Source organism: Labedaea rhizosphaerae (assembly GCF_004362825.1).
Lineage (GTDB): Bacteria > Actinomycetota > Actinomycetes > Mycobacteriales > Pseudonocardiaceae > Labedaea > Labedaea rhizosphaerae.
On record NZ_SNXZ01000003.1, the window covers coordinates 957,797 to 981,516 of the forward strand.

At 71.6% G+C, this 23,720-nt stretch carries 22 protein-coding genes; 12 read left to right on the forward strand and 10 right to left on the reverse strand.

Features of this window, described 5'->3' with window-relative positions; genetic code table 11:
* Positions 1-13 precede the first annotated feature (13 nt).
* Together EV186_RS21600 and EV186_RS21605 are read left to right on the forward strand one after the other, a co-directional pair.
* Complete coding sequence (locus tag EV186_RS21600; RefSeq protein WP_243754176.1) at positions 14-685, forward strand: alpha/beta fold hydrolase; 672 nt, start codon at positions 14-16, stop codon at positions 683-685.
* Positions 682-1,431: an SDR family NAD(P)-dependent oxidoreductase gene (locus EV186_RS21605; RefSeq protein ID WP_133851101.1), complete on the forward strand. Its 750-nt coding sequence runs from the start codon at positions 682-684 to the stop codon at positions 1,429-1,431. The genes EV186_RS21600 and EV186_RS21605 overlap by 4 nt, the downstream gene beginning before the upstream one ends.
* Positions 1,432-1,447: 16 nt before the next feature.
* Here EV186_RS21605 and EV186_RS21610 read toward each other — a convergent pair whose 3' ends face one another.
* From EV186_RS21610 to EV186_RS21630, 5 genes are all read right to left on the reverse strand, one after another.
* Positions 1,448-2,386: a DUF5829 family protein gene (locus tag EV186_RS21610; protein ID WP_208115712.1), complete on the reverse strand. Its 939-nt coding sequence runs from the start codon at positions 2,384-2,386 to the stop codon at positions 1,448-1,450.
* A gap of 55 nt (positions 2,387-2,441) precedes the next feature.
* Complete coding sequence (locus tag EV186_RS21615) at positions 2,442-3,077, reverse strand: hypothetical protein (RefSeq protein WP_133851102.1); 636 nt, start codon at positions 3,075-3,077, stop codon at positions 2,442-2,444.
* A 1-nt stretch (position 3,078) separates the two neighbouring features.
* On the reverse strand, positions 3,079-3,774 hold the full coding sequence (locus EV186_RS21620) for an L-threonylcarbamoyladenylate synthase (RefSeq protein ID WP_133851103.1): 696 nt from the start codon (positions 3,772-3,774) through the stop codon (positions 3,079-3,081).
* A gap of 118 nt (positions 3,775-3,892) precedes the next feature.
* Positions 3,893-4,345 carry a MarR family winged helix-turn-helix transcriptional regulator gene (locus EV186_RS21625; RefSeq protein WP_243754177.1) on the reverse strand — a complete coding sequence of 151 codons (453 nt, stop codon included), beginning with the start codon at positions 4,343-4,345 and terminating at the stop codon, positions 3,893-3,895.
* A gap of 9 nt (positions 4,346-4,354) precedes the next feature.
* The gene (locus EV186_RS21630; RefSeq protein WP_133851104.1) at positions 4,355-6,148 is read right to left on the reverse strand and encodes an ABC transporter ATP-binding protein; all 1,794 of its coding nucleotides are present in this window, start codon (positions 6,146-6,148) and stop codon (positions 4,355-4,357) included.
* A 422-nt stretch (positions 6,149-6,570) separates the two neighbouring features.
* Between EV186_RS21630 and EV186_RS21635 the strand changes: the two genes are divergently transcribed.
* Positions 6,571-7,437, forward strand: coding sequence for a sugar phosphate isomerase/epimerase family protein (locus EV186_RS21635; protein WP_133851105.1), 867 nt, complete (start codon positions 6,571-6,573; stop codon positions 7,435-7,437).
* A gap of 60 nt (positions 7,438-7,497) precedes the next feature.
* Here EV186_RS21635 and EV186_RS21640 read toward each other — a convergent pair whose 3' ends face one another.
* Together EV186_RS21640 and EV186_RS21645 are read right to left on the reverse strand one after the other, a co-directional pair.
* Entirely contained in the window at positions 7,498-8,808 is a 1,311-nt protein-coding gene (locus EV186_RS21640; protein WP_133851106.1) for a CHAP domain-containing protein, read from the reverse strand.
* A 10-nt stretch (positions 8,809-8,818) separates the two neighbouring features.
* Positions 8,819-9,124 carry a hypothetical protein gene (locus tag EV186_RS21645; protein ID WP_133851107.1) on the reverse strand — a complete coding sequence of 102 codons (306 nt, stop codon included), beginning with the start codon at positions 9,122-9,124 and terminating at the stop codon, positions 8,819-8,821.
* A gap of 179 nt (positions 9,125-9,303) precedes the next feature.
* Between EV186_RS21645 and EV186_RS21650 the strand changes: the two genes are divergently transcribed.
* Together EV186_RS21650 and EV186_RS21655 are read left to right on the forward strand one after the other, a co-directional pair.
* Positions 9,304-9,915 carry a hypothetical protein gene (locus EV186_RS21650; RefSeq protein ID WP_133851108.1) on the forward strand — a complete coding sequence of 204 codons (612 nt, stop codon included), beginning with the start codon at positions 9,304-9,306 and terminating at the stop codon, positions 9,913-9,915.
* Between the two features lie 120 nt (positions 9,916-10,035).
* Complete coding sequence (locus EV186_RS21655) at positions 10,036-10,239, forward strand: hypothetical protein (protein ID WP_133851109.1); 204 nt, start codon at positions 10,036-10,038, stop codon at positions 10,237-10,239.
* A 44-nt stretch (positions 10,240-10,283) separates the two neighbouring features.
* Here EV186_RS21655 and EV186_RS21660 read toward each other — a convergent pair whose 3' ends face one another.
* Positions 10,284-13,241 (reverse strand): AfsR/SARP family transcriptional regulator, encoded by a 2,958-nt coding sequence (locus EV186_RS21660; protein WP_166659260.1) that lies wholly within the window; start codon positions 13,239-13,241, stop codon positions 10,284-10,286.
* 213 nt (positions 13,242-13,454) lie between these two features.
* On the opposite strand from EV186_RS21660, the gene EV186_RS21665 reads away from it, so the two are divergent.
* Together EV186_RS21665 and EV186_RS21670 are read left to right on the forward strand one after the other, a co-directional pair.
* The gene (locus EV186_RS21665) at positions 13,455-14,153 is read left to right on the forward strand and encodes a vWA domain-containing protein (protein ID WP_133851111.1); all 699 of its coding nucleotides are present in this window, start codon (positions 13,455-13,457) and stop codon (positions 14,151-14,153) included.
* A gap of 44 nt (positions 14,154-14,197) precedes the next feature.
* A complete protein-coding gene (locus EV186_RS21670; RefSeq protein WP_133851112.1) occupies positions 14,198-15,130 on the forward strand; it encodes a hypothetical protein in 933 nt (310 codons plus the stop codon).
* Here EV186_RS21670 and EV186_RS21675 read toward each other — a convergent pair.
* The gene (locus tag EV186_RS21675) at positions 15,121-16,590 is read right to left on the reverse strand and encodes a glycoside hydrolase family 3 N-terminal domain-containing protein (protein ID WP_133851113.1); all 1,470 of its coding nucleotides are present in this window, start codon (positions 16,588-16,590) and stop codon (positions 15,121-15,123) included. The two genes, EV186_RS21670 and EV186_RS21675, sit on opposite strands and share 10 nt — an antisense overlap.
* A gap of 67 nt (positions 16,591-16,657) precedes the next feature.
* Between EV186_RS21675 and EV186_RS21680 the strand changes: the two genes are divergently transcribed.
* From EV186_RS21680 to EV186_RS21700, 5 genes are all read left to right on the forward strand, one after another.
* Positions 16,658-17,317 (forward strand): DNA alkylation repair protein, encoded by a 660-nt coding sequence (locus EV186_RS21680; RefSeq protein ID WP_133851114.1) that lies wholly within the window; start codon positions 16,658-16,660, stop codon positions 17,315-17,317.
* 30 nt (positions 17,318-17,347) lie between these two features.
* Positions 17,348-17,818, forward strand: coding sequence for a GNAT family N-acetyltransferase (locus EV186_RS21685; RefSeq protein ID WP_133851115.1), 471 nt, complete (start codon positions 17,348-17,350; stop codon positions 17,816-17,818).
* 69 nt (positions 17,819-17,887) lie between these two features.
* The gene (locus EV186_RS21690) at positions 17,888-18,403 is read left to right on the forward strand and encodes a GNAT family N-acetyltransferase (RefSeq protein WP_133851116.1); all 516 of its coding nucleotides are present in this window, start codon (positions 17,888-17,890) and stop codon (positions 18,401-18,403) included.
* Positions 18,404-18,477: 74 nt separating this feature from the next.
* Positions 18,478-21,540 carry an ATP-binding protein gene (locus EV186_RS21695; protein WP_133851117.1) on the forward strand — a complete coding sequence of 1,021 codons (3,063 nt, stop codon included), beginning with the start codon at positions 18,478-18,480 and terminating at the stop codon, positions 21,538-21,540.
* A 77-nt stretch (positions 21,541-21,617) separates the two neighbouring features.
* A complete protein-coding gene (locus tag EV186_RS21700; RefSeq protein ID WP_133851118.1) occupies positions 21,618-23,015 on the forward strand; it encodes an FAD-binding oxidoreductase in 1,398 nt (465 codons plus the stop codon).
* On the opposite strand, the gene EV186_RS21705 is transcribed toward EV186_RS21700, so the two are convergent.
* On the reverse strand, positions 23,012-23,698 hold the full coding sequence (locus tag EV186_RS21705; protein WP_424983182.1) for a class I SAM-dependent methyltransferase: 687 nt from the start codon (positions 23,696-23,698) through the stop codon (positions 23,012-23,014). The genes EV186_RS21700 and EV186_RS21705 overlap by 4 nt on opposite strands.
* Positions 23,699-23,720 lie beyond the last annotated feature (22 nt).

A 23,720-nucleotide genomic window follows, 5' to 3' on the forward strand; every position in this document is an offset into this window, starting at 1 on the left:
CTAGGATGGCGCCGTGAAGTTCGTGATGGTGCCGGGTGGCTGGCAGGGCGGCTGGGTGTTCGACGCGGTGGCCGACGAACTGCGCGACGGCGGCCACCAGGTCGAGGCGGTCACGTTGTCGGGGCTCGAGCCGGGCGGACCGTCCGAAATGGACCGGCCGGCCAACCTCGACGACCACATCGATCAGGTCGCCGCGGTGGTCGAGCGCAGTGGCGAGACGCCGCTCGCGTTGTGCGGGCACAGCTACGGCGGGATGGTGATCGCCGGGGTCGCGGACCGGGTCGGGGCGCGGCTGGCGCACCTCGTCTTCATCGACGCCTACGTGCCCGGCGACGGGGACTCGTGTTGGTCGCTGACCAGCGACCCGTTCCGGGAGTTGTTCATCGCCGGGGTCCGCGCCGACGGGCGGTGGGTCGCAGTTCCCGACGGGCTCGACCCGCGCGCGCGACCGCATCCCCTCGCCAGCTTCGTCCAGTCGATCAGGCTGACGGGCGGCGCACGGCACGTGCCTGCCCGGACGTACATCAGCGGTGGGCCGTGGCCGGGCAGCCCGTTCGTGGAGCTGACCGAGCGGTTGCGCACCGACCCCGGCTGGCAGGTCCACGAGATCCCCGTCGGCCACAACATCGCCCGCCGCGATCCCCATCGCCTGGCGGCCGCCCTCGACGGACTGGCGCAGCGATGACCCTCGATGGAACTCGGGCCCTGGTCATCGGCGGTGGCGGGGACGGCATCGGGCGCGGGATCACCCGGGCCTTCGCCGCGGCCGGCGCTGCCGTCGCGGTCGCCGACCTCGATCCTGAGCGGGCCCGGGTGGCCGCCAAGGAGGTGGGCGGGACGGCGGTGAGCGGTGACGTCCGCTCGGCGGCGGACCTCGACGCCATGTTCGCGGGAGCGGTGGCCGGGCTCGGCGGGCTCGACGTGCTGGTGACGGTCGTCGGCGGCCAGGTGGCGTTCGTGCCCGCGGTGCGGTTGCACGAGATGCGCGACGAGGACTGGGACCTGGTCTACGAGGTGAACCTGCGTTACGTCGCCCGCGCCGCGGCGGCGGCGATCCGCGTCTTCCTCGAGCAGGGCACCGGCGGCACGATCATCAGCGTCGGCTCGGTCACCGGCCTGATGGCCGCGCCGAGGCAGGCCGCTTATGGTGCGGCCAAAGCAGGTCTGGCCAGCCTCGCGAAGACCGTGTCGGCCGAGTACGCCGCCGAGAAGATCCGGATGAACGTGATCGCCGCGGGCGCCATCGCCACCGCGGTCGGCGCCGCCTTCCAGGACCCCGAAGGGGTGGCCGAGATCCCCGCCGGCCGCTACGGCACCGTCGACGACGTCGCCGAAGCAGCGCTGTTCCTGGCCTCGCCCGCCTCGGCCTACGTGCTCGGCCAGCAGCTGGTGATCGACGGCGGCGTCTCCACCCGCGGCCCGTTCGCCTAGATCACCACGGCATCGCTCAGGGCGCGGGGAAGCTCCACACGGCATAGCTACCCGGGCCGACGGTCAGGGTGGACCGGCCGAGGTGCTCGACGTGGCGGTACCAGACCGGGTGGTTCAGCGACATCGTCACGCGGCGGAGCCCGGCCGCGTCCGCGGTGGTGGGATCGAGGCGGATGGTGGTGCCGCCGTGGGTGGCGATCACCGTGCTCCCGAGGTGGTGCACGGAGAAACCGCCGGCCCGCAGCAGCGGCACGGTGCTGTCGAGGTCGCGCTGGGTCACCGCGAGCCGCACGCTGGTGACGTCGTGCATGAGGTGCGTGCGGTAGTCGTCGTTGAGGTAGCGCTCGCGGCCGACGTCGCCGGGGTGCGACGCCGGTTCGGTGCCGCTGCGCGGATCGGCGAAGTACTCGGGCCGGTATTCCATGGCCCACGGGCTGAACTTGTCGTACGCGGTGGTGGTGAACAGCGCGTCGAACCACGGGATCGGGACGCCGTCGCCGAAGTCGCGGGTCTGCTCGAAGTCGATCGGGGTGGTGCCCAGGTCGACCAGGCGCTGGCGCACCGTGGTCAGATCGCCCGCGTTCTCGGTGGACAGGCCGAGGCCGCTGGAGCCGAACTGCGCGTCCTGGCCGGGCAGGTCGCCCACGCCGAACAGCTCGAGGTAGGTCTCGCGGCCCAGCAGGTAACGCCCGGTCCAGACCTCCCCGTTCGAGCCGGTGGTGGTCCGGACCTGGAAGTTGGCGAACCGGCGCAGGTACGCGGAATCCTCGATGGCGTCCGCGGTCTCCCGGTCGAGCACGGCGTAGAGGTGGTTGAAGAACAGCAGTTGCCGGGCGTGGTGGCGATCGGCTTGAGGCGACGCCTGCGCGGCGGCCGTGCCCGCGCCCACCAACGGCACCAACGGCATCAACAGCACCAGAGCGGTGATCACGCGCAGCATTCGCCGAAGGCTCATGCGGACGATCCTATTCAGAAAGCCCGACACGTTGCCGAACGTTGTCCGCAAATACCTAACCGGACGTGCGTGGGCGGTGGTGCGCGTCGTCCGGGGACAGGGGCAGCGTTTCTGGGGCGTGGTGGCCCAGGAACATCGAGGCCGCCGCCGACAGGATCGTCAAGGCGTCCTGCGTCCCGGCCCGGCGCAGCGCGGCCTGCAGGAACAGGATGGCCGCGCGCTTCTCGCTCAGGCGCTCCGCGGCGATGCGGGCCTGCTGGTGGATGCGGAAGACCGCGAACGAATGCGTCGCCAAGGCGGCCAACGCCGTACCGGCGAGGCCCGCGGTCAGGACGTCGGAGAGACCGAGCCAGTGGCTGGCGAACACCGCCAGGCCGAACACGATCAGCACCGCGAGCGGCAGCAGGTAGAAGCCCTGGCGGTACTGGCCGTGCGCGATGCGGCGCCAGTGCTCGGCCTCGGCCTGCATGCCGTCGAGGAGCTTGACCCACTCCGCGCCGACCTGGTCGTCGGTCAGGTCGGCCTCGCCGGTCATCCGGCCCTGGTAGAGGGCGCCGAGCCGGCGCGCGCCCGCCGACTCCGACAACTCCCCGCCTGCCACCTGCTCGGCGATGCGCTCCACCGCGGCCTGGTTGACCAGCGCGCTCCCGCGGGCGGCGGCGAGCAGGTCCGCGTACGTCTCGGCCGCCACGTCAGTAGTCCTGCGGCATCTCGTCGAGCGCGGCCCGCAGGTCGGCGAACGGGAGATCGCCCTCGCGCAGCAGTTCCAGCCCGGAGCCGGTGAGCCGGACCACCGTCGAGTGCCGGGAGCGGAACCCGCCGTCACCCTCGACTGCGTCCCACTCGGGCAGGCCCGTCGCGGTGAGCATGGCGACGGCGTCGTCGAACGAGCGCACCACCTCACCGTCGGCGGTGCGCAAGGCCGTCGACGTCACGGGGAACGACGTGCAGCCCGCGATGTCGCGTTCCACGTGGGAATCCGGGATGCGCACGCCGACGGTCAGGTCGGTGCTGCCCACCGCGCGGGTGGCGAAGCCCTGCTCGGCGAACCGGGTCGTGACCGGGCAGACCAGCGTGAGCGGGCCCGGCGTGAAGGTCTCGAGCAGGTGCAACGCCCGCACGGAGAGCGCCGCGACGTCCCGGACCGCCCGGATTCCCGGGAACGCGAGGGAAACCGGCCACTGCGGCGGCCGGTTCAAGATCGTGTTCACTCGGGCCCGGGTGTGTTCGTTGTGCGGGATCATCGCCAGGCTGTAGCAGGTGTCGCTGGGCACGAGCACCGCTCCGCCGCTGGTCAGCCGCTTGGCGATGAGCGCGAGGTCGTGCGACTTCAGCGCGCCGTGCGCGGTGCGCGCGTCGGCCCGGAACACCCGGCCAGGTTTTGGCATTGCCAGCAATTCCTTCGCATCCCGACGACGGCACCGCCGGATGATCGTGGGGGAACGGGCGGCTGTTACCGGATTCGGTGCGCCGAGTCGCCCGCGTGTCCGATGTGGACGGCCGGCGTCACGCGTCGGCGACGCGCACCAGCAGTTCCGCGGCCAGGCCGAGCAGCTGCCGCTCGGTCGGGCTGAGCGTCTCGTCGAGCGCCCCGGCCAGCCAGCGCTCCCGGCTGGCGGTGTACTCGCGCAGCACCGCTCGCCCGGCCGGCGTGATGTCTATCAACGACCGGCGCCCGTCCGCGGGATCCGGGCCGCGGGTGACCAGGCCGCGCTCGGTCAGCGAGGCGAGGACACGGGTCAGGGACTGGGGCTGGATCCGTTCGGCGTCGGCCAGTTCCTTCGGGGTGTGGGTGCCCGCGCGGATCAGCCGGCTGAGCACCGCCAGCACGGTCGGGCCGGGGCTGCCGGCGTCGCACTCGGCCCGCATCCGCCAGTTCAGCCGGCCGACCCCCTCCCGCACGGTCCGGGCCAGCCGCGCGAGGTCGGGGTCCGTGGACTGGGTGTCGAGATCGGTCACCTCCCCAGACTAAAGCGCGTCCCCGCGCACCAAGCGGGCATAGCGCCCATCGAGAGCCATGAGTTCGTCGTGCGTGCCACGTTCGGCGATCCGACCCTCGTGCAGCACCACGATCTGGTCCGCACGCCGCACCGTGGACAGCCGGTGCGCGATGGTCAGCGTGGTCCGCCCGGCGGCCAGCCGGTCCAGCTCGGCCTGCACCGAACGCTCGGTGCTGGTGTCCAGCGCGCTGGTCGCCTCGTCGAGGATCAGCACCGGTGGGTTGCGCAGCAGGATCCGGGCGATCGCGATGCGTTGCTTCTCCCCGCCGGAGAATCGGTAGCCGCGCTGGCCGACGACGGTGTCGTAGCCGTCGGGCAGCAACGCGATCGTGTCGTGGATGTGGGCGGCCTTGGCCGCGTCCTCGATCTCCGCGTCCGTGGCGTCCAGCTTGGCGAACCGCAGGTTCTCCCGCACCGTGTCGTGGAAGAGGTAGGTCTCCTGCGACACCATGCCGACCCCGGCGGCCAGCGACGCGAGCGTCACGTCGCGGACGTCGGTGCCGTCGATGCACACCCGGCCCTCGGTGGCCTCGTACAACCGCGCCACGAGGTAGGCCAGCGTCGTCTTCCCGGACCCAGTCGAACCCACCACCGCGGTCGTGGTGCCGGCCGGGACGTCGAGGTCGATGCCGCGCAACGTCCACGGCCCGGACTCCTCGTAGCGGAAGGAGACGCCTCGCATCGCGATCGCGCCGCCGCGCACGGCCAGCTCGCCGGCGCCCGGCCGGTCCTCGATCTCCACCGGCAGGTCCAGCACCTCGAAGATGCGTGCGAACAAGGCCTTCGACGTCGCGATGTTCTGCCCGATCGACTGCATCGCGCTGGCCGGGGCGATCAGCCGGTTCATCATGCTGGTGAACGCGACCACGGTGCCCAGCGAGATCGGCGACGCGCCACCGGCGAGCGCCAGCCCGGCGATCCAGTACACCAGCGCCGGGATCGCGGTGAGGCTCATCCGCCGCGAGGCGATCTGCCAGCGCCCGGCCATCGCGGCACTGCGCTCGAGCGCGGCGATCTCCCGCGACTCGGCGCCGAACCGCTCGCGCATCACCTTCTCGTTGCCCATCGTCTTGGCCAGCAGCACCCCGGCGACCGACAAGGACTCCTCGACCATCGTGGTCAGCCGGGCCATCCGCCGGGAGCGCCCGCGGGCCAGCGTCCGGCGCTTGCGCCCGAGCCGGAGGGTGAACAACAGGAACAGCGGGACGACCACCAGGCAGAGCAGGGCCAGCTGCCAGTCGAGGACCAGGATCGCGGTCGCAATGGCCAGCGTCGTGGTCGCGTTCTGCACGACCGACCCGGCGGTCGTGGTGATCACGTTGTCCACGCCGCCGATGTCGTTGAAGACCCGCGACAACACCTCGCCGCTCTTGGTCCGGGTGAAGAACGCCAGCGACATCGCCTGCAGGCGCCCGTACACCGACACGCGCAGGTCGTTCATCACCCGCTGGCCGATGGTGTTGGACAGCGCGGTGGTCGCGACGCCGAGCGACCCGCTGCCGACCGCGGCCACGACCATCCCGCCGGCCAGGACGCTGACCAGGACCGGATCCCGGTGCGGGAGCGCGTCGTCGAGGATCATGCGCAGCAGGAACGGGGAGACGACGCCCAGCCCGGCCTCCAGCACCAGCAGCCCGAACAACCCGGTCATGGCAGCGCGGTGCGGCCGGAACAGCCCGGCGATCCGGCGCAACGGGACCGGCGGATCGGTGTCGGTGGCTGGTTCGGCCAGCGTGGGCCGTGCGGTGGTCGCAGAAGTCATACGCCTATGTTTACTAGATCCGCCGCGCTTGGCGACTGTTTTTCCGTCATGTAGCCAGCTCTGCCTGCTGAGCAAGTCGGACATAGTACGCATAGGCGTATGAGATGGCCGGCCGGACTACACCGCGCGCTACGCCCGTCCCCGCACCGGGCGCGGCTGCGTTCGGCCCAACGCGCATTCCTTTTCTTGCTCAAAGCGCAATATGTGGACGACTGCCATAACACCGTCGATCAATTCCCGCGCTGCGCCGAACGGGTGGAACCGACAGCGAGCCGGCAGTTAGGGGTGTTTCGGGCACAGCGGCGCTGCCATCGTGGATTGGCGGCGGGTTCTGGGGCCCGCACGCTTCCTGTACTGGGGGTTTCGGCAGTCGGCCACACGCTCACGTGGCTGTTTGGCGTGCCCAAAACGAGAGGTTCGTCATGAGTCTGGTGCAGCCACAAGAAATGATCATGGGTTACCTGCAATTGACCGGAGCGTTTTGGGACCAGCCGCCCCGCGATTCGCTGGAGGAGCGGATCGCCGCGCTCCGCGAATTCGGCTGCGTCGGCATGGGGATGAACATCGACGAGCTGGAACGGGTCGAGGCCGCGACCTCACGCGACCACCTGCGCGGCATGTTCGCCGGCTACGGGGTCGGGCTCGTGGAGTTCGAGATGCTGGCCGGCTGGGAGGAGGCCGACGACTACCAGGGCCCGCTGCGCGAGCGCGAGGTCCGCACGTTCGCGCTGGCCGAGGCCTACGGCGTGCCCAAGGTCAAGGCGTTCGCGATGGCGATCCCCGGGATCACCCTGGCCCCGGTGGAGGTGCTCGCGAAGCGGTTCGCCGCATTGTGCGACCGGGCCGCCGACCACGGCGTGGACATCGCCCTGGAGTGCCTGTCCTTCATGCCCGGCTTCAGCCACGCCAAGATGGTCGACGTCGTCACGCTGGCCGACCGTCCGAACGCGACGGTGCAGGTCGACATGTGGCACCTGATGCGCGACCCGACGGGCGTGCCGTCGCTGGATCGCCTGACCGGCAAGCAGATCGCGGGCGTGGAACTGTGCGACGGCCCGGCGCAGCCGCCCGCCGACCTGATGAAGGAGGCCGTGGACGGCCGCCTGCTGCCCGGGGACGGCGAGTGGGACATCGCCGGGGTGCTGCGCACGCTGGACGCCAAGGGCGTGGACGTGCCGATCTCGGTGGAGATCCTGTCCGAGGAACTGCGCACGCTGACCCCGCGGGAGAACGTCGCCCGCACCGTCACCGCGGTCCGAGACTACCTGGAGCGCATCCGCACCAGCTGACCCGGCGCGAGCGCCTCCGACCCCCAAGATCACGATGGCGGAGGCGCTCGCCCGGGCGGGCTACGGCGTCGGGTGCACGCCGCCGTAGAAGTTGCCGCTGGACAGGTTGTAGGTCACCCGCTGGACGCGGTCGCTCGAGTTGCCCTCGATCAGCGTGACCTTGCCGCCGTCCACCGACTCGACCACGCCGATGTGCGTGCTGGTCGACGGGCTCTGCGGGCCGGTGCCGAACAGCAGCACGTCGCCGGGGCGGGCCTGGCCAAGGTTGTTGCTGTCGTAGGCCTGGTTGTGGGCCACGCCCCAGTTGTAGACGTCGCCGGTGAACGGCAGCGACGGGATGTCCACACCGGACTGCCGCCACACCCACGTGGCGAACGACGAGCACCACGCCGCGGGCGGCCCGTACTTGTTCTCGTCGTTGGGGCCTTCCTCGTAGCCGAGTTCGCCGCGCGCGGTCGCCAGGATCTTGTCCGTCGTCGCCTGACGGTCGGCGGGCGGCTGATCGCCGGGAGGCTGGTCGCCAGGGGGCTGCTCACCGGGCTGACCCTGGGCGCCACCGGCCTGGGGGTCACCAGCCTGGGGAGCGCCGGGCTGCGGTGAACCGGGCTGCGGCGCCCCGGCCTGCGGATCGCCGGGCGGCGGCCCACTGCTTTGGGGATCGGTCTGGGGCGCCTCGGCCGGCGGCGCGGAGCTCTGCGGGCTGTCGGTCTGCGGGGCGGTATTCGGGTCGGTCTGCGGGTCGCCGGGCGCAGGCCCGTCCGGCACCACCGGGGTCCACTCCATCGGCCGGCCGCCGCCGGGGGTGAATGGGCTGGTGTCCGGGTCGCCCAGCTCGGAGAACTTCGAGGTGAGCTCGGTGAGCCGCCCGGTCACCGCGGTGGCCACGTTGGTCAGCACCCCGTTCGCGGCGTTGACCTGCTCCTCGACCTGCGGGCGGTAGCGCTCGACCGCCTCGTTGATCTTGTCCGTCGGGTCTTCGTCGGACTGGCCCTGCAGGGACTGCACCTCGGTGACGAGGTTGGCGAAGATGCCTTCCAGCACGTCCCGTGCGCCCTCGATGGCGGTGCCCGCGTTGCGCAGGTCGTTGGCCACGTTGGTCAACGCGTCGCTGACCGAGTGCCCGGCGGTGGCGAAGGTGCTCATGTAGTTGACGAAGCTGTCGGCCGAAGCACCGTCCCAGGCGCCGTCGACGCCCTCGATCATCGACTTGAGCTTGTCGACCACCGCCACGACCTGGCCGCCGGCCACGGTGAACCTGGTCGCGAGGTCCTCGATCCCCCGGCTGTTGACCGCGTTGTAGACCGGGTCGGCCAGGGTGGCCAGCTGCGGCGCGTTGCCGGGCAGGAAGCTGACGTCGTCCTTGTGCGTCATGGTGTCGTCCTCATCCGGCCGGGGTCAGCGTCGCGGCGGTGTCCTGCTCGGTCGCGCGGACGGTGTCGATGACCGCCTGCAGCGCGACGCCCACGTGCTCGAGCTTCGAGCTGGCCTGGTCGATCTCTGCCCCGATGCTCTGGGCGAGCGAGTTCACCGCGTCGGCGAGCGCTCCGGCCCCGTCGAGGCCGCCGAACGCGTCGGCGCCGACGTCGGCGGGCAGCCCGTCCCCGGCCGCGGCCATCGGGCCGACCTGACCGGTCACCTCGATGCGGCACTGCTCGAGGGCTTCGAAGTTGGCGTCCAGTCCGTCCATGACATCCCCTACCTCATTGCCGGAGGCGTTGCGTGCGAAGACGAACCGACGGTCGCACGGGCTCGGGCGCCGGACGAGGACGGCGGACCGGACATCTATGTCCTGCCGGGGAAACCGCAGGTCCGGCGGTGTCGCAAAGTGAGACATCCGGGCCGGCCCGGATCGGGTTTGCTTGGCTGGTGGCCACTCACACGGTTTCCGAAGCACGCCGGCTCACCGGGCCGAGCGCCCAGGCGCTGGCCGACCTGACCGCCATCTTCGACGACCTGCAGTTCGTGCTCGGCTGTTGCGAACGGCTGCTGCGCGAGCTGGCCAAGGCCGAGCACCAGGACCCGGTGCTGGTCGAGTCGCTGTGGGCGGCCGCGCTGAACGCCTACGCCCGCTGCTTCCGCTCCGGCGACGACCGGCCCGAGCTGACCGTGGACGACGTGACCGCGACCGGGCTGGAGGGTGACGTGATCCCCTGGCACGAGTCGCTGGGCAAGCTGCGCAACTTCCTGGTGGCGAAGGCGGCCAACCCGCGCGAGGTCTTCTCCGTCGGCGTCTCGGTGTCGGAGCAGGGTCGGGCCGAGGGCATCGTGGTGTCGTCGATCCCGTTGCCCGGCGTGGACGAGAACACCGTGCGGCAGACCGGCCGGATGGCCTACGAGCTGGGCCGGCTGGTCGACGGTCGCATCCAGGAGACGCAGAAGGCGCTGTTCGCCGAGGTCAAGGACATGCCCGCGGCCCGGATCAGCCGCCTCGACAAGCTGCCGGTGGATTTCTCGCCCACCGCGGAACCCGACGACTGAACCGTTTCCCGTTTCCGGTTAATGCGGGAAACAGGCACCATCTTTTGCGGCGACACGACTCGATGAATTCTTTTGGGCAAGCGCACAAGCGCTTTTCACCAAGCCCAAGAGGAGCACATCATGTCTCGTACCACCACGCGTGTGGCCAAGGTTGCCAAGGTCACTGCCGCCACCGTGACCGCCGCCGCGTTCGTCATCGCGCCGCTGGTCACGACCGGTACCGCGCTCGCCGACGGGGACCCGGACCCGGGCACGACCCAGACCACCCAGCTCCCGCCGCCCCCGCCGAAGGACGACCCGGACGGCCACATCTGGATCGACTGAAGGCGATTGAAATTCGGGCTCCCCGGCGTTTCGGGGAGCCCGAATCACTGTGCGCAGGCACAATTGTTCTCGGCCAATTCCGCGCGCACGGTCGAGGCCGTCGACCACTCGAGGTCGGTGAAGCCGTCGATCGCGGCCCGCCATCCGGCCGCCGCCTCGTCGTGGCGACCGAGCGTGTGCAGGACGCGGGCGATGCCGTGGTGGGCGTGGGCCTGCTGGCCACGGTCGCCCGTGCCCGCGGCGAGGTCCAGGGTGGCGCGGTAGGCGGTGAGCGCGGCGTCGTCGTCACCGCTCGCGTGGTGGGTCGCCGCCCGGTCCAGGTAGAGCTGGGCGCCGAGGCCGGGGTCGCGGACCAGGTCGGCCACGGCGCGGGCTTTCTCGTGGTGGGTCAGGGCTTCGGCCAACTCGCCGCGGCAGCGGTGGACGTTGCCGAGGTTGTTCAGCGCGTACGCCTCGCACACGCGGTCGCCCAGCTCGACGGCCAGCTGGTGGGCTTCCTGGTGGCTGGCCATCGCTTCGTCGAGCAGGCCGAGCTGCCGCTGCACCGCGCCGAGGTTGTCCAGCGCGTGGGCCAGTCCCTGCGGGTAGTCGAGGTCGCGGAAGATCTCGGTCGCGGCGCGCTGGCGTTCGTGTGCGGCCCGCAGCTCTCCGCGCAGTTCGTCGAGCGTCCCGAGGTTGCTCAGGGCGTGGGCCTGACCACGGCGGTCGTCCAGCGCCTCGAATTTGGTCAGTGCCGCTTCGAAGTACTCCCGCGCCGCGCCGTAGTCGTTGTCGTCGTAGGTGGCGATGGCGAGGTTGGCCAGCGCGGCCGCCTGGCCTCGCTCGTCGTCGAGGTCTTCCCACAACGCCAGCGCACGTTTGACCAACGCGAGCGCTTCGGCCTGCTCGCCGGCCTGACGACGAGCCCCCGACAGCCGCAGCAGCACGTAGGCCAGGCCTTGGCGATCGGTCCCGGTGGCGTCGAGGGTCTCGCGGGCCAGTTCGAGGGTTTCCGCCCAGTCGGCGACGTAGCCGCGGGTGAAGTGCCAGCGCCACAACAGGACCGCGAGCTGCCAGGTGTGCTCGCCGCGGTCGTGCTCGGCGGCGTACTTCACCGCAGCCAGCAGGGTGAACCGTTCGGCGTCCAGCCACTCCCGGGCCGCGGCGGCGTCGGCGAACACCGCCGCGACCGGGCTGACCCGGGTGATCTCGGGCCGGTGGTCGCGGTCGCGGGGGAACGCCGCGTTCATCGCGTTGGCCGAGGTCACCAGGTGGAAGTCCAGCCAACGGTCGAGCGCCTCGGTCAGCTCGTCCGGCCACGCCGCCCGCGACAGGGTCCCGGCGAACTCCTTGAGCGGGTCGAGCATGAGGTAGCGCTCCGGCGCGACCTCCTCGATCAGGCTCACCGACTGCAACTCGGCCAGCAACGCCCGCGCCTCGGCGATCGTGCTGTGCAGCAACGCGGCCGCGGCCCGCACCGTCAGGTCCGGTCCGGGTAGCTGCCCGATGAGCCGGAACAGCGTGCGCTGTGCGTCGGAGAGCTGCTGGTAGGACACGGTGCAGGCAGCCCGCTCCGCCACCGCGATCGGCGAATCGGTACCGGCCTCGGCGCCGGCATCATCGAGCAGTTGGACCAGGTGATCCAGCGGCCAGCGGTGGTGCTGGCGGAACTGCGCGGCCGCGACCTTGATCAGCAACGGGATCCGCCCGCAGCGCTGCACCACGTCATCCACCAGCAACGGCCACGCGTCGGTCCGCACCGCCCCGACCAGGTCGGCGAACATGGCGGCCGCGTCCGGCAGCGGCAACGGTTCCAGGTGCACGGCCGCGTCCGCCGCGAGCGTGGCCACGCTGCGGCTGGTGACCAACGCCAGGCAGCCCGGTGCGTCGGGCAACAGCAGTTCCACGGCCTTCTCGTCCGCCGCGTTGTCCAGCACCACCAGCGTCCGGGTGTCGGCCAGGCTCGCCTGGTACAGCGCCGCCCGCTCCCCCAACGACGCGGGCAACTGCTCCGGCGCCACGTCCAGCTGCACCAGCAACTGCGCCAGCGCCTCCATCGGCTCCACCGGCGCCATGTTCGGCGTGAACCCGTTGAGCTGCACGAATAGTTGACCGTCCGGGAAGTGCCTGCGCAGGCCCTGCACCGCCTGCAACGCGACCGCGGACTTGCCGATCCCCGGCGTGCCGCTGACCCACACCACCGCCGGGCGCTGGGCCGCGACCCCGGTCAACGCCGCCGACGTGATGACCTCCAGCTCCGCGGCGCGCCCGGCGAACCGGCGCGGCCCCGCGGGCACCCGGCTTGCCCCACCCGTGTGCTGAGTGAGCCGGGCCTGACGGCGCAGATCCGTCGAGGCCTCCATGCCGTACTCGTCCAACGCGTCCCGGCACCGGAAGTACACGTCCATCGCCTTGGCGCGGTCACCATTGGCGGTCAGCGCCCGCATCAGCACCAGCGCCACGCGCTGCCGGGTCGGATCGGCGTTGAACAACGGCCGCAGGTGATCGCGGGCCCAGCGGTGGTTGCCCTCGACCACCTCCAGCTCGGCCAGATCGGTGACCGCATCGACATAGCGCTCCGCGGGCGAGATCAACTCGCTCGCGCCGACCCGCTCGGTGTCGATGTCCTCCAGGTACTTCCCGCGCCACAGACCCACCGCCTCACGCAGCTTCGTGAGCCTGGTCCGCGGGTCGGCCGCCGCCTCGGCCTCGGCACACAGCCGGTGGAAGCGGTGCATGTCGATGCGGTCGACGTCGACGTGCAGCACGTAACCGGTGGTCTGGCGGCTGATCGAGAGCCCGTCCGTGCCCTGGAACGCCTTGCGCAGCTTGGTGATGTAGCCGGGCACGAGGTTCGTCTTCGGCGGGTTGGCCCAGACCGTGCCGATCAACCGCTCGACCGAGATCGGCTTGTTCGCGTTCAACACCAGGACGACGAAGATGAAGCGCTGCTGGAGGTCGCCGAGGTCGATCGGCCGACCATCGACGACCACTTCCAACGGCCCGAGCAGTCGGATCTGCACACGGTCTCCTGTCTCCTGGTGAAACCGTCTCCAGTGAACCGCATCCGGCGGTGCCGAACGAGCCCGGGAAAGCACAGGTCCACTAATAGTCAACCTTTTGTCCAGTCCGTCGCGCGCTGGCCAGAAAGGACCGTCAATCAACGTGCCATCCATATCTGATCGGCCGGTGCGCGACACACTCGGCGGACCCGACACGTCGACTGAGGAGCTCCCATGCACGCCCGGATCCTGCCGTTCTACCTGGTCTGCGACGAGTCGTATTCCATGTCCGACCACCTGGACGTCGTCCGCGACAGCCTGCGGGAGGTGCACGACACCGTCCGCTCGGACCCGGCCGCGCGACGGCACACCCGGCTTTGCCTGATCGGATTCTCGGCCGAGGCCCGGGTCATCACCCCGCTGTCCCAGCGGTGGGACCAAACAGCCGATTTCACATTCCAGCCGAACGGCGGGACGAATTTCGCGGCGGCATTCACTTTGTTGCGCCGAACAATAGACGACGACGTCGCGGAATTGACCGCGGCCGGGCACGACGTGCTGCGCCCGGTGGTGTTCTTCCTCTCCGACGGACAACCCACCGACACCGCCTGGCCGCACGCCCACGCCCGGCTCACCGACCCGGGCTGGCCCGCGCGGCCGCGGGTCGTCGCCTTCGGCGTCGGCGACGCCGACGTGGCGACCATCAGCCGGGTGGGGTCGTTCAAGGCCTACCTCGGCAACGGCCGCGCCGGTACCGGCGCGGCCGGTACCACAGCTGCCCTGCGCCAGTGCGTGCGTGCGCTGGCCACGACGATGGTCCGCACCGGCGCCGCGATCACCGTCCGGCTCGACCCGGCCGAACTCGCGGGCTTCACCGAGATCTCGAGCGCGCTCTCCACATCTGATCCAACTTTCGTCCACACCGCCGGTTGATGCTGCGATCGCTCGCCACCGTCTCGACCCGGAGGAGACCGCACATGATCGAGCTGCTGCAGCGACCCGCGGTGCGCCACGACCAACTCGTCCACGAACTGAAGACGCTGCGCAAGGGGCGCGGCATCCACGCGAGCCGGATCGGCGAGCGGATCGGTGCGACGCTGCGCCAGCTCGCCGGGGTGGCGGACGGCGAGGGTCCCGTGGCGATCAGGTCGAAGGTCGAGGCGCACCTGGAGATGCTGACGCGGTACCTGCCCGCGGATCTGCGCACGGCCGCGCTCATCGCCTTGGCGATCGCGCCCGACTCCCGCCACCCTCTCTACAAGGACCGGGTCACGCTGGCCGCCGCGCGTATCCACCGCGACCCGCGCACCGCCCGCAGGCGCATCGACGAGGCGTTCGAGCGGCTGGCCGAGCTGGCGGTCGCGCCGGACCGCCTGCTCGGCGACCCGGCCCCGGTGACCAGCACCGGCTGGCACCTCGACGAACTCGTCATGACCGTCGCGCTCGACCGGCCCAAGCCGGAGCTGATCGAACGGGCCCGGCTCACCTCCGACCAGGACGGCCTGCGTGAGGTGACCGTGCTGACCGATCGCGTGCTCGATCGGATGAGCGGGTCACCGGCGGTCGTCGACGTCTTCCACGGCGGCTCGCTGTCCGGGCGCCGCGACCCGGCCGGCGCCACGCTGCTGGCGCTGCCCAGGCCGCTGGCCTACGGCGAGCGCCACGAGTACACGGTGCGCGGCCAGACCGAACCAGGTGGCCTCACCCGGATCGAGTTCACCCCGGCGCACCCGTGCGAGCAGTTCCACCTGCACGTGCGCTTCCCCCGCGCCGACATGCCCAGGTACCTGCGGCGCATGGGCGACGAGCACCGGCGCGAGTGGGTCGACGACGCGGGCGAGCTGCACCTGCGGTTCGACGGTCTCGTGCCCGGCCGGACGTACGGCGTGCACTGGGAGCGTCAGCTGTAGGCGACGGTGATCGCGCCGGTCGTGCGGTTCCAGCTGATGGTGCCGTGTTCGAACGCGCTGGTCCGGCCGACGCTGGTGGAGTACTCGTCGGTGGTCGGGAAGCCGAGCGCACCGGCCGCGCCGCCCAGGCTGTGGTACTTCGAGGCGATGGAGCCGTGCACGGCCCGGGCGCCGGTGCGCCAGGACCACACGACCGAACCGCGGGAGTAGTCGCGGGCGCGGCCGCCGGCCACCCGGTACTCGCCCGTGGTGGGGTTGCCGTAGGCGGCGGAACCACCCATTTCGGTGTAGTGCAAGGCGATCGGGTCCGAGGCGGCCGGGCAGGACAGCAGGCCCGCGGTGTACTTGCTGGTGAGCACGAGGCGGGCGTTCTCGGTGACCGTCGAGCGGAAGGTGGTGTCGGCGTTCGCCTTGGCCACCACCGCGTCGACCATGGGCGTGATGTCCGCGGCGTTGGTGTCCAGCACGACCGTGCCGCCGTCGAGCAGGAAGTCGACGGCACGCGTGCCGGGCGCGAGGTCGTTGACCGCGGCGGCGGCCATGCTGTCGGAGATGATCAGGCCCTTGAAGCCGAGGTCGCCACGCAGCATGCCCTTCATGACGGTCGAGGAGAACACCGCGCGCTGGCCGTCGATCTTGTTGTAGCGGGCCGCGGAGATCATGATCGCGGTGATCCGCGCGCTCGCGGCCGTGCTGAACGGCCTGAGGTAGGTGTCGTCGCGAACGGTGACGTTGTCCGCGACCCCGAAGGTCGTGTCGGTGTTGTCGCGCACCCGGCCCAGCCCGGGGAAGTGCTTGCCGGAGGTCTGCACCCGGGCATCGCTCATGCCGCTCGCGAACGCCATGCCGTGCGGGGTGACCGCGTCGGTGGTGTAGCCGAACTCGCGGTGGTAGTAGCCGATCGGCTTGTTGCCGGTGCCCAGCGACGCGGGCACGGTGTCCAGCACCGGCGCGAGGTTGAGCGTGATCCCGGCGGCGAGCAGCTGCCGGCCCCAGGTCCCGGCGTTGGCACGCAACGTCGTCGCGGACTCGGTGCCCTGGGTCAGCGCGGTGGGCATCGTCGAGAACCCGGTGCCCTTGAGCACCTGGACCTCGCCGCCCTCCTGGTCGACGGCGACGGTCAACGCCGTGCCCGCCGTGGTCGTGGCCCGCGCCTGGAGGGTGTTGGCGACGGCCTTCGTGGCCGACACGCCCACGCTGGAGTGCCCCATCAGGATCACGCCGCCCAGGCTCTTCGACGTGATCAACCCCAGCTGCTGCGACGTGGGCGCCGTGCTGCTCACGCCCATGATGAACAGCTGACCGACCTGCTGCTGCAGGCTCATCGAGCCCAGCACCGCGGACACGCAGTTCGCCGGGTCCTCCGACGCTGCCGACGCCGCCGACGCTGCCACCGGCGTCACGCCCGCCGCCAGCACCCCGGCGACCACCACCACGACCGCCGCACGTTTGGTCCCCATGTAGTGAGGACGCTCCACGCGTTCCGAGGTTGCGCCCATGATCAAACTTGTCTCCTAGGCTTGTGGGATGACGCTAGGCGAGGTGATGGCGGAGCTGGCAGGGCTCGAAGACCCGAAGACGCGCGCGGTCAACGAGAAGCACGGCGACGACCACGGCGTGAACCTGACCAGGCTGCGTGCGCTGGCCAAGCGGTTGAAGACCCAGCAGGAGCTCGCGGTCGAGCTCTGGGGAACCGGCGACACCGCGGCGCGGCTGCTGGCGTTGCTCGTCTGCCGCCCGAAGGCCTTCTCACGCGACGAGCTGGACGGCATGCTGCGCGCGGCGCGCACGCCCAAGGTGCACGACTGGCTCCTGAGCAACGTGGTGAAGAAGAGCCCGCACTGCGAGGAACTACGCGTTGTCTGGCTGGCCGACCCGGACCCGGTGGTCGCGAGCGCCGGGTGGGCGTTGACGACCGACCGGGTGGCCAGGAAGCCCGAGGGCCTCGACCTGCCGGGCCTGCTCGACGTGATCGAGGCGGAGCTGAAGGACGCACCGGACCGGTTGCAGTGGGCGATGAACCACTGCCTGGCGCAGATCGGCATCGAGCACGCCGAGCTGCGCGCCCGGGCCATCGACATCGGCGAACGCCTGCAGGTCCTGAAGGACTACCCGACGCCGCCGAACTGCACCTCCCCGTACGCGCCGGTGTGGATCACCGAGATGGTCCGCCGGGCTTCCCGCTGAATGACGGTGCCCGGGTGTTGGATCAAGACCATGGAACTGCGCGCGGTGCGGGATGCGGACCTGCCGGTCATCTTCGACCTCGAACGTGACCCCGAAGGCGTCCGGATGGCGGCGTTCACCGCGGCGGACCCGTCGGATCGCGCCCGGTTCGACGAGCACTGGCAGCGCATCCGCGCCGACGCGGAGATCGTCGCGCGCGTTGTCGTGGACGACGACGGTGTCGTGCTGGGGCACGTCGCCGTGTTCGGGCCGCCGGCCGAACGCGAGGTGACGTACTGGATCGGGCGGTCGTACTGGGGCCGCGGCGTGGCCACAGCCGCCCTGCGTCTGCTGTTGGCCGAGGTGGCGGAGCGGCCGCTGCACGCCCGCGCGGCCGCGGACAACGCCGGCTCGGCCCGGGTGCTGGCCAAGTGCGGGTTCGAGCCGGTCGGACGGACGCGGTCCTTCGCCAACGCGCGCGGCGAGGAGATCGAGGAGACGTTGTTCACCCTGTCCGGCTGACGTCCATTCGCCACGGGGAGCGCCGCGAGGCGAACGGCCGGAGAACGCCGTCTTCCTACCGTCGGTGACATGAGAACTGGACGCGCGACGACAGCCTGCGTTCGACTGCGTGAGCTCGGGCCGGACGACGCGGACGTGCTGCAAGCCGTCTTCGACGGCCTGTCCCCGCTCAGCCGCCACCGCCGCTTCCACGGGCCGATGCCCGTGCTGACCCGGCTCGCGAAGCAACGGCTCGCCGCGGTGGACGGCCGCGAGCACCTCGCGTTCGCCGCCTTCGCCGGGACGCGGGCGATCGGCATCGCGCGGCTGGTCGCGACCGGCGACCAGGCCGGTGAACTGGCCGGTGAACTGGCGGTCGAGGTCGTCGACGCGTGGCACCGGCGGGGCGTCGGCACCCGGCTGGCGCGGGCCGTCGTCGCGCGTGGGTGCCTGCTCGGTTACCGGGAGTTCGCGGCGGACGTGCTCGCCGAGAACCGGGCCGTGCAGGCGTTGTTCCGGAAGGTCTTCGGCGACGTGGCGGTCGCGGTGGACGGCTGGGAGCTGCGGCTCACCGCCCGCCTCGCCGACCGGACCTGCGCGGCCTGAGCGCAACTGTGGGTATTTGGCCTCCTCCCGGCGACCTCTGCGCGGACTACCGTCTGCGCGGAGGTACCGCCACGATGCTGCAGGTCACGCTGCTCGGCGAGCAAGTGCTCACCGACCCGGACGGCGCTGTCCGGCTGCGGTCCTCGCGCACCCTCGAACTGATCGCGTTCCTGGTCGTGCACAGCGACTCTCCGCAACCACGCCAGCGCATCGCGACGCTCTTCTGGCCCGACTCGTCCGACGAGCAGGCGCTGACCAACCTGCGCCGCGAACTGCACCACCTGCGGGCCGTACTGGGCGACGCCAAGTCGCTCGAAGTGACCACAAGGGACCTCTGCTGGCGCGACACGACGGAGTGCGTGGTCGACGTCCGGGCGTTCGGCGCCGCCCGCGCGGCCGCGCTCGCGTCGACCGACAGCGCGGGGTTCCTGCGGCACGCGGAAGAAGCGGTGCGCCACTACGGCGGCGACTTCCTGCCCGGCAGCCACGACGACTGGGCCCTGGAGATCCGCAACGCGCTGGAGCAGCAGTGCGTCGACCTGCTCGACCGGATCGCCGACGGACAGCGCGACCTGGACACCGCCGTCGCCGCCGCGAAGCGCCGGATCCAGCTGCGTCCGCTGGAAGAGGTCGGCTACCGCACGCTGATGAAGCGGCAGGGCGACCTCGGCGACCGGGCCGGCGCGGTCAGCACCTACCACCACTGCGCGTCGGTGCTGGAGCGCGAGCTCGGCGTCGAGCCGGATCCGGTGACCCGCAAGACCCTCAGCACCTTGCTGGCCCGCGGCGAACCGGCCGTCAGCACCCGCCGGCAAGGCCGCGCGGGCACGCGCTTGATCGGCCGCACAACGGAATTCAGCGCGCTGCTCGAACTCTGGCGGACCGCGTCGGAGGGCCGGCCCAGCCTCGCGCTGATCCGCGGCGACGCGGGCGTCGGCAAGTCACGCCTGATGACCGAACTGGCCGGCACGGCCGCGCGCGCCGGTGCCGTGGTCGCGAACGCGCAGTGCTTCGGCACCGCGGGCCGGCTCGCGCTCGCCCCGGTCGCCGACTGGCTGCGCACCCCCGCCGTGCGCGCCGGGCTGGGTGGCCTGGCGCCGGTCTGGCGCACCGAGGTCGACCGCATCGCGCCGAGCGCGCGCACCCGCGCCGACCCCGGCCCCAGCACCCGCGCGATGGCCGAGGCCTGGCAGCGGCACCGCTTCTTCGAAGGCCTGACCCGCGCGCTGCTGGCGGTGGACCGGCCGATCCTGCTCACCCTGGACAACCTGCACTGGGCCGACCCGGAAACCCTGGCGTTCATCACCTTCGGCCTCAGCCTGAACCCGCGGGCGCCGATCATGGTGGCCGCCACCATGCGCGACGAGTTCACCGACCACGAGCCGGGGCTGGACCAGTGGATCGACCGGATGCGGGCCACGGGGTCGCTGAACACCGTGGCGCTGAGCCCGTTCGACGCGCAGGAGACGGCCCACCTCGTCGAGTCGGTCACGGGGCACCGGCCGAGTCCGCAGGACGCCGCCATGGTGCACGCGACCACCGGCGGTTTCCCGTTCTACATCGTCGAAGCGGCGCGCTCCGGCGACGGTGAGGCGACGGCGGCCGACCTGACCACGGTGCTCGACGGACGCCTCGAGCAGGTCAGCGGGCCCGCGCGGCAGGTGATCGAACTCGCCGCCGCGGTCGGCCGCGACTTCAGCCTCGACCTGCTCACCGAGGCCGCCGACCTCGACGCCGACGGCGTGGTCGCCGCGGTCGACGAGCTGTGGCGGCGGCGCATCCTGCACGAGTGCGGCGACTGCTACTACTTCTCCCACGACCTGCTGCGTGCCGCCGCATACGACCGGATCAGCCCGCCGCGGCGGTGGCTGCTGCACCGGCGCATCGCCCAGGGCCTCGAACTGCTGCACCCGGACAACCCGGACGCGGTGTCCGCGCAGCTGGCCGAGCAGTACGCGCGCGGCGGCCGCGGCGAGCGCGCGATCGCGTACTACCGGCGGGCGGCCGACGTCGCGGCCGGGCGGTTCGCGCACAGCGAGGCGATCCGGCTGCACGAAGCGGCCCTGGCGCTGGTCCGCGAGCTGCCGGAGGGCCTGGACCGCACCGCCAAGGAGCTCGAACTGCTCGAGGCGACGGCGGGCCCGATGAACGCCGCCTTCGGCTACTCATCGCCCCGCCTGCGCCAGACGTTGACCCGGACCATCGCCTTGGCCGAGGAGCTGGGCCGGCCGCACTCGGTGCTCGACGCCCTGATCGGGCTGTGGGCCTCGCTGTTCGTGCACGGCGACGCGGTGGGCGCGGACCGCACGGCGACGCGGATCCTGGCGCTGGCCACCCCCGGTTCCCAGCTGCTCGGCTCGGCGCACTTCGCGTTGGGCGGCTCCTCGGTCAGCCGCGGCCGGCTGGCGGAAGGGTTGCGGCACTTCGCGTTGGCCGCCGAGCACGAGGACCGGTACTCGCTGCGGATCGGCAACCGGTCGGACGTGCACGGCCCGGCGTGGGCCGCACACGCCCACTGGCTGGGCGGCGACGACGACCGGGCGCTGGCCACCGCCGCGAGCGCGCTGTCGGTGGCACGCACCGGGGACAACCCGTTCTCGCTGGCCCTCGCGTTGTCCTACGGCGCGATCACCCACCAGCTGCGTGGTGACCGCGGCGCGCTCGCGGCCGTGCTCGCCGAACTCACCGAGCTGTGCGCGCGGTACGAACTCGCCTACTACTGCGAGTGGGCGCTGATCCTGGGCGGGTGGCTGCGTGGCGACGAGGCCGGGCTCGCCGCGGCCAAGCGCGGGATCGACAACCTCACCGCGGCCGAGGCGTTCGCGCGGATGCCGTACTGGCTGGCCTTGGTCGCCGAACTGCAGAACGGCGTGGGCCGCCCCGGCGAGGCCCGCGCGACCCTGGACGCCGCCATCGCCACCGCGCACACCCGCGACGACGTCTGGTGGCTGCCGGAGGTCCTGCGCCTGCGCGCCGCCCACGACGACGAAACCGGTGCGGTGAAACGGTTGCGTGCCGCCGCCGAGCTGGCCACCGAGCACGGCAGCGTCGCGCTGGCCCGCCGGTGCGCCGCCGACCTGGCCGCGCGCGGGGTGGCGTTCGACGTTCGGCCGGCGGCGCTCGCGGGCGAACGGTAGGCGAACGGCCCGCTCCTACCGTCGGCGGTGCAGCGCCCGGGGCTGGTTCGGGTGCACCGTCCGAAGGAACCGAGACCGTGACCCTCACGTCCATCGACACCGCCTCGTACGACGAGCTCGCGGCCCGGCTGCGCGGCGAACTGATCCGCCCGGGCGATCCCGGCTACGACCAGGCACGCGCCGTCTACAACGGAATGGTCGACAAGAGACCGGCGGCGATCGCGCGTTGCCGCGACAGCGCCGACGTCATCGCCGCGGTGGGCTTCGCCCGCGCCGGCGGGCTGGAACTCGCCGTGCGCGGCGGCGGCCACCACGCGGCCGGCTTCGGCGTCTGGGACGACGCCCTGGTGATCGACCTGTCGCTGATGCGCAGCACCACCGTCGACCCGCAGCGGCACACCGTCCGCGTCGACGCGGGCTGCACCTGGGGCGACGTCGACCACGCCACCGTCGCGTTCGGCATGGCCACCCCGTCGGGCTTCCTGGCCTCCACCGGGGTCGCCGGGCTGACCCTGGGCGGCGGCATCGGCTACCTGTCCCGGCGCTTCGGGCTGACCGTGGACAACCTGCTCAGCGCCGACGTGGTGCTGGCCGACGGCAGCTTCGTCACCGCCGACGAGCACTCGCACCCGGACCTGTTCTGGGCGCTGCGCGGCGGTGGCGGCAACTTCGGCGTCGTCACCTCGTTCACCTTCCGCTGCCACGACATCGGCGAGGCGGGCAACGTCATCGGCGGGCCGGTGCTCTACGACATCGCCGACACCGCCGCGGTGATGCGCTGGTACCGCACGTTGCTGCCGTCGCTGCCCGAGGAGCTCAGCGGCTGGCTCGGCCTGCTCACCATCCCGCCGGCACCGCCGTTCCCGGAGGAGCTGTGGGGACGCAAGGCATGCGGGATCGTCTGGTGCTACACCGGCGCGCACGCGCGGGCCGACGAGGTGCTCGAACCGATCCGCACCTTCGGCGCACCGCTCGTGGTCGGCCTGCAGGAGATGCCGTTCACCGCGCTGCAGAGCGCTTTCGACCCGCTGTACCCGGCGGGACTGCAGTGGTACTGGCGCACCGACTTCTTCCGGGAGATCTCCGACGCGGGCATCGCGGTGCACGAGCGGTTCGGCGCGGCCCTGCCCACCGGGCACTCCACGATGCACCTGTACCCGATCGACGGCATGGCTTCGCGGGTGCCGGGCGACGCGACCGCGTTCGCCTACCGCGGCGGCGGGTGGGCCGGCGTGATCGTCGGCGTCGACCCGGATCCGGCCAACGCCGGGCTGATCTCCCAGTGGGCCAAGGACTACTCGGACGAGCTGCACCCGACGGCCGCCGGCGGCGCCTACGTCAACATGATGATGCACGCCGGCAACGACCGGGTCCGGGCCGCGTACGGGCCGAACTACGAACGGCTCAGCCGCGTCAAAGGCCGCTACGACCCGCAGAACCTGTTCCACGTCAACCAGAACATCCAGCCTGCCTAGGTTTTTCGCCCCAGCAGGTGGAAGACCCGGCTCAGCCCGCGGTAGGGGTCGCGCCGGCTGGCCTCGAGTTCGACCTCGGCGGTCGCGGCCAACTGGTCCGCGTCCCCGGGGTCGAGTTCCGTCCCACCGAACTCGAGCCAGTCGACGAAGAGCCAGACGCCGTACCAGCGCACCGGTTCCACGCCGTCGCGGCGCAGGAGCTCGCTGAGTTCGTCCACTGTGTCCGCTCGGCCCGGCACGCCGAGGACGCCGACCTCCCGGCGGGAGTCGAACGCGGCCAGCGCGTCGGTCCAGCGCCGTTGCATGGCCGGGCGCACCGCCATCGCGTTGGCGTTGCCCGTCATGATCGAGACAAGGCCGCCGGGCGCGGCACACCGGCACAGCTGCTCGACCATGGCGTCGGGCTGGTCCAGGTAACCCAGCACGCCGTGGCACAACACGGCGTCGAAACGCCGGCCGCCCACCGCCTCGGCGGCCCGCTCGCCGTCGGCCTCGACGAAAGCGACCTGGACCCCGTCCGGCAGCCGCTTCCTGGCCGCCTCGAGCATCGCGGGCGAGGAGTCGAGGACCGTGACGTCGTAGCCGAGCTGGGCCAGCGGGAAGGACTGGTGCCCCGCTCCGCCGCCGACGTCGAGGATCGTCGCCGGGGCCGGTGGGAGGTGTTCGAGCAGGTGCCGGTGCATCACGTACGTGCGCACATACCCC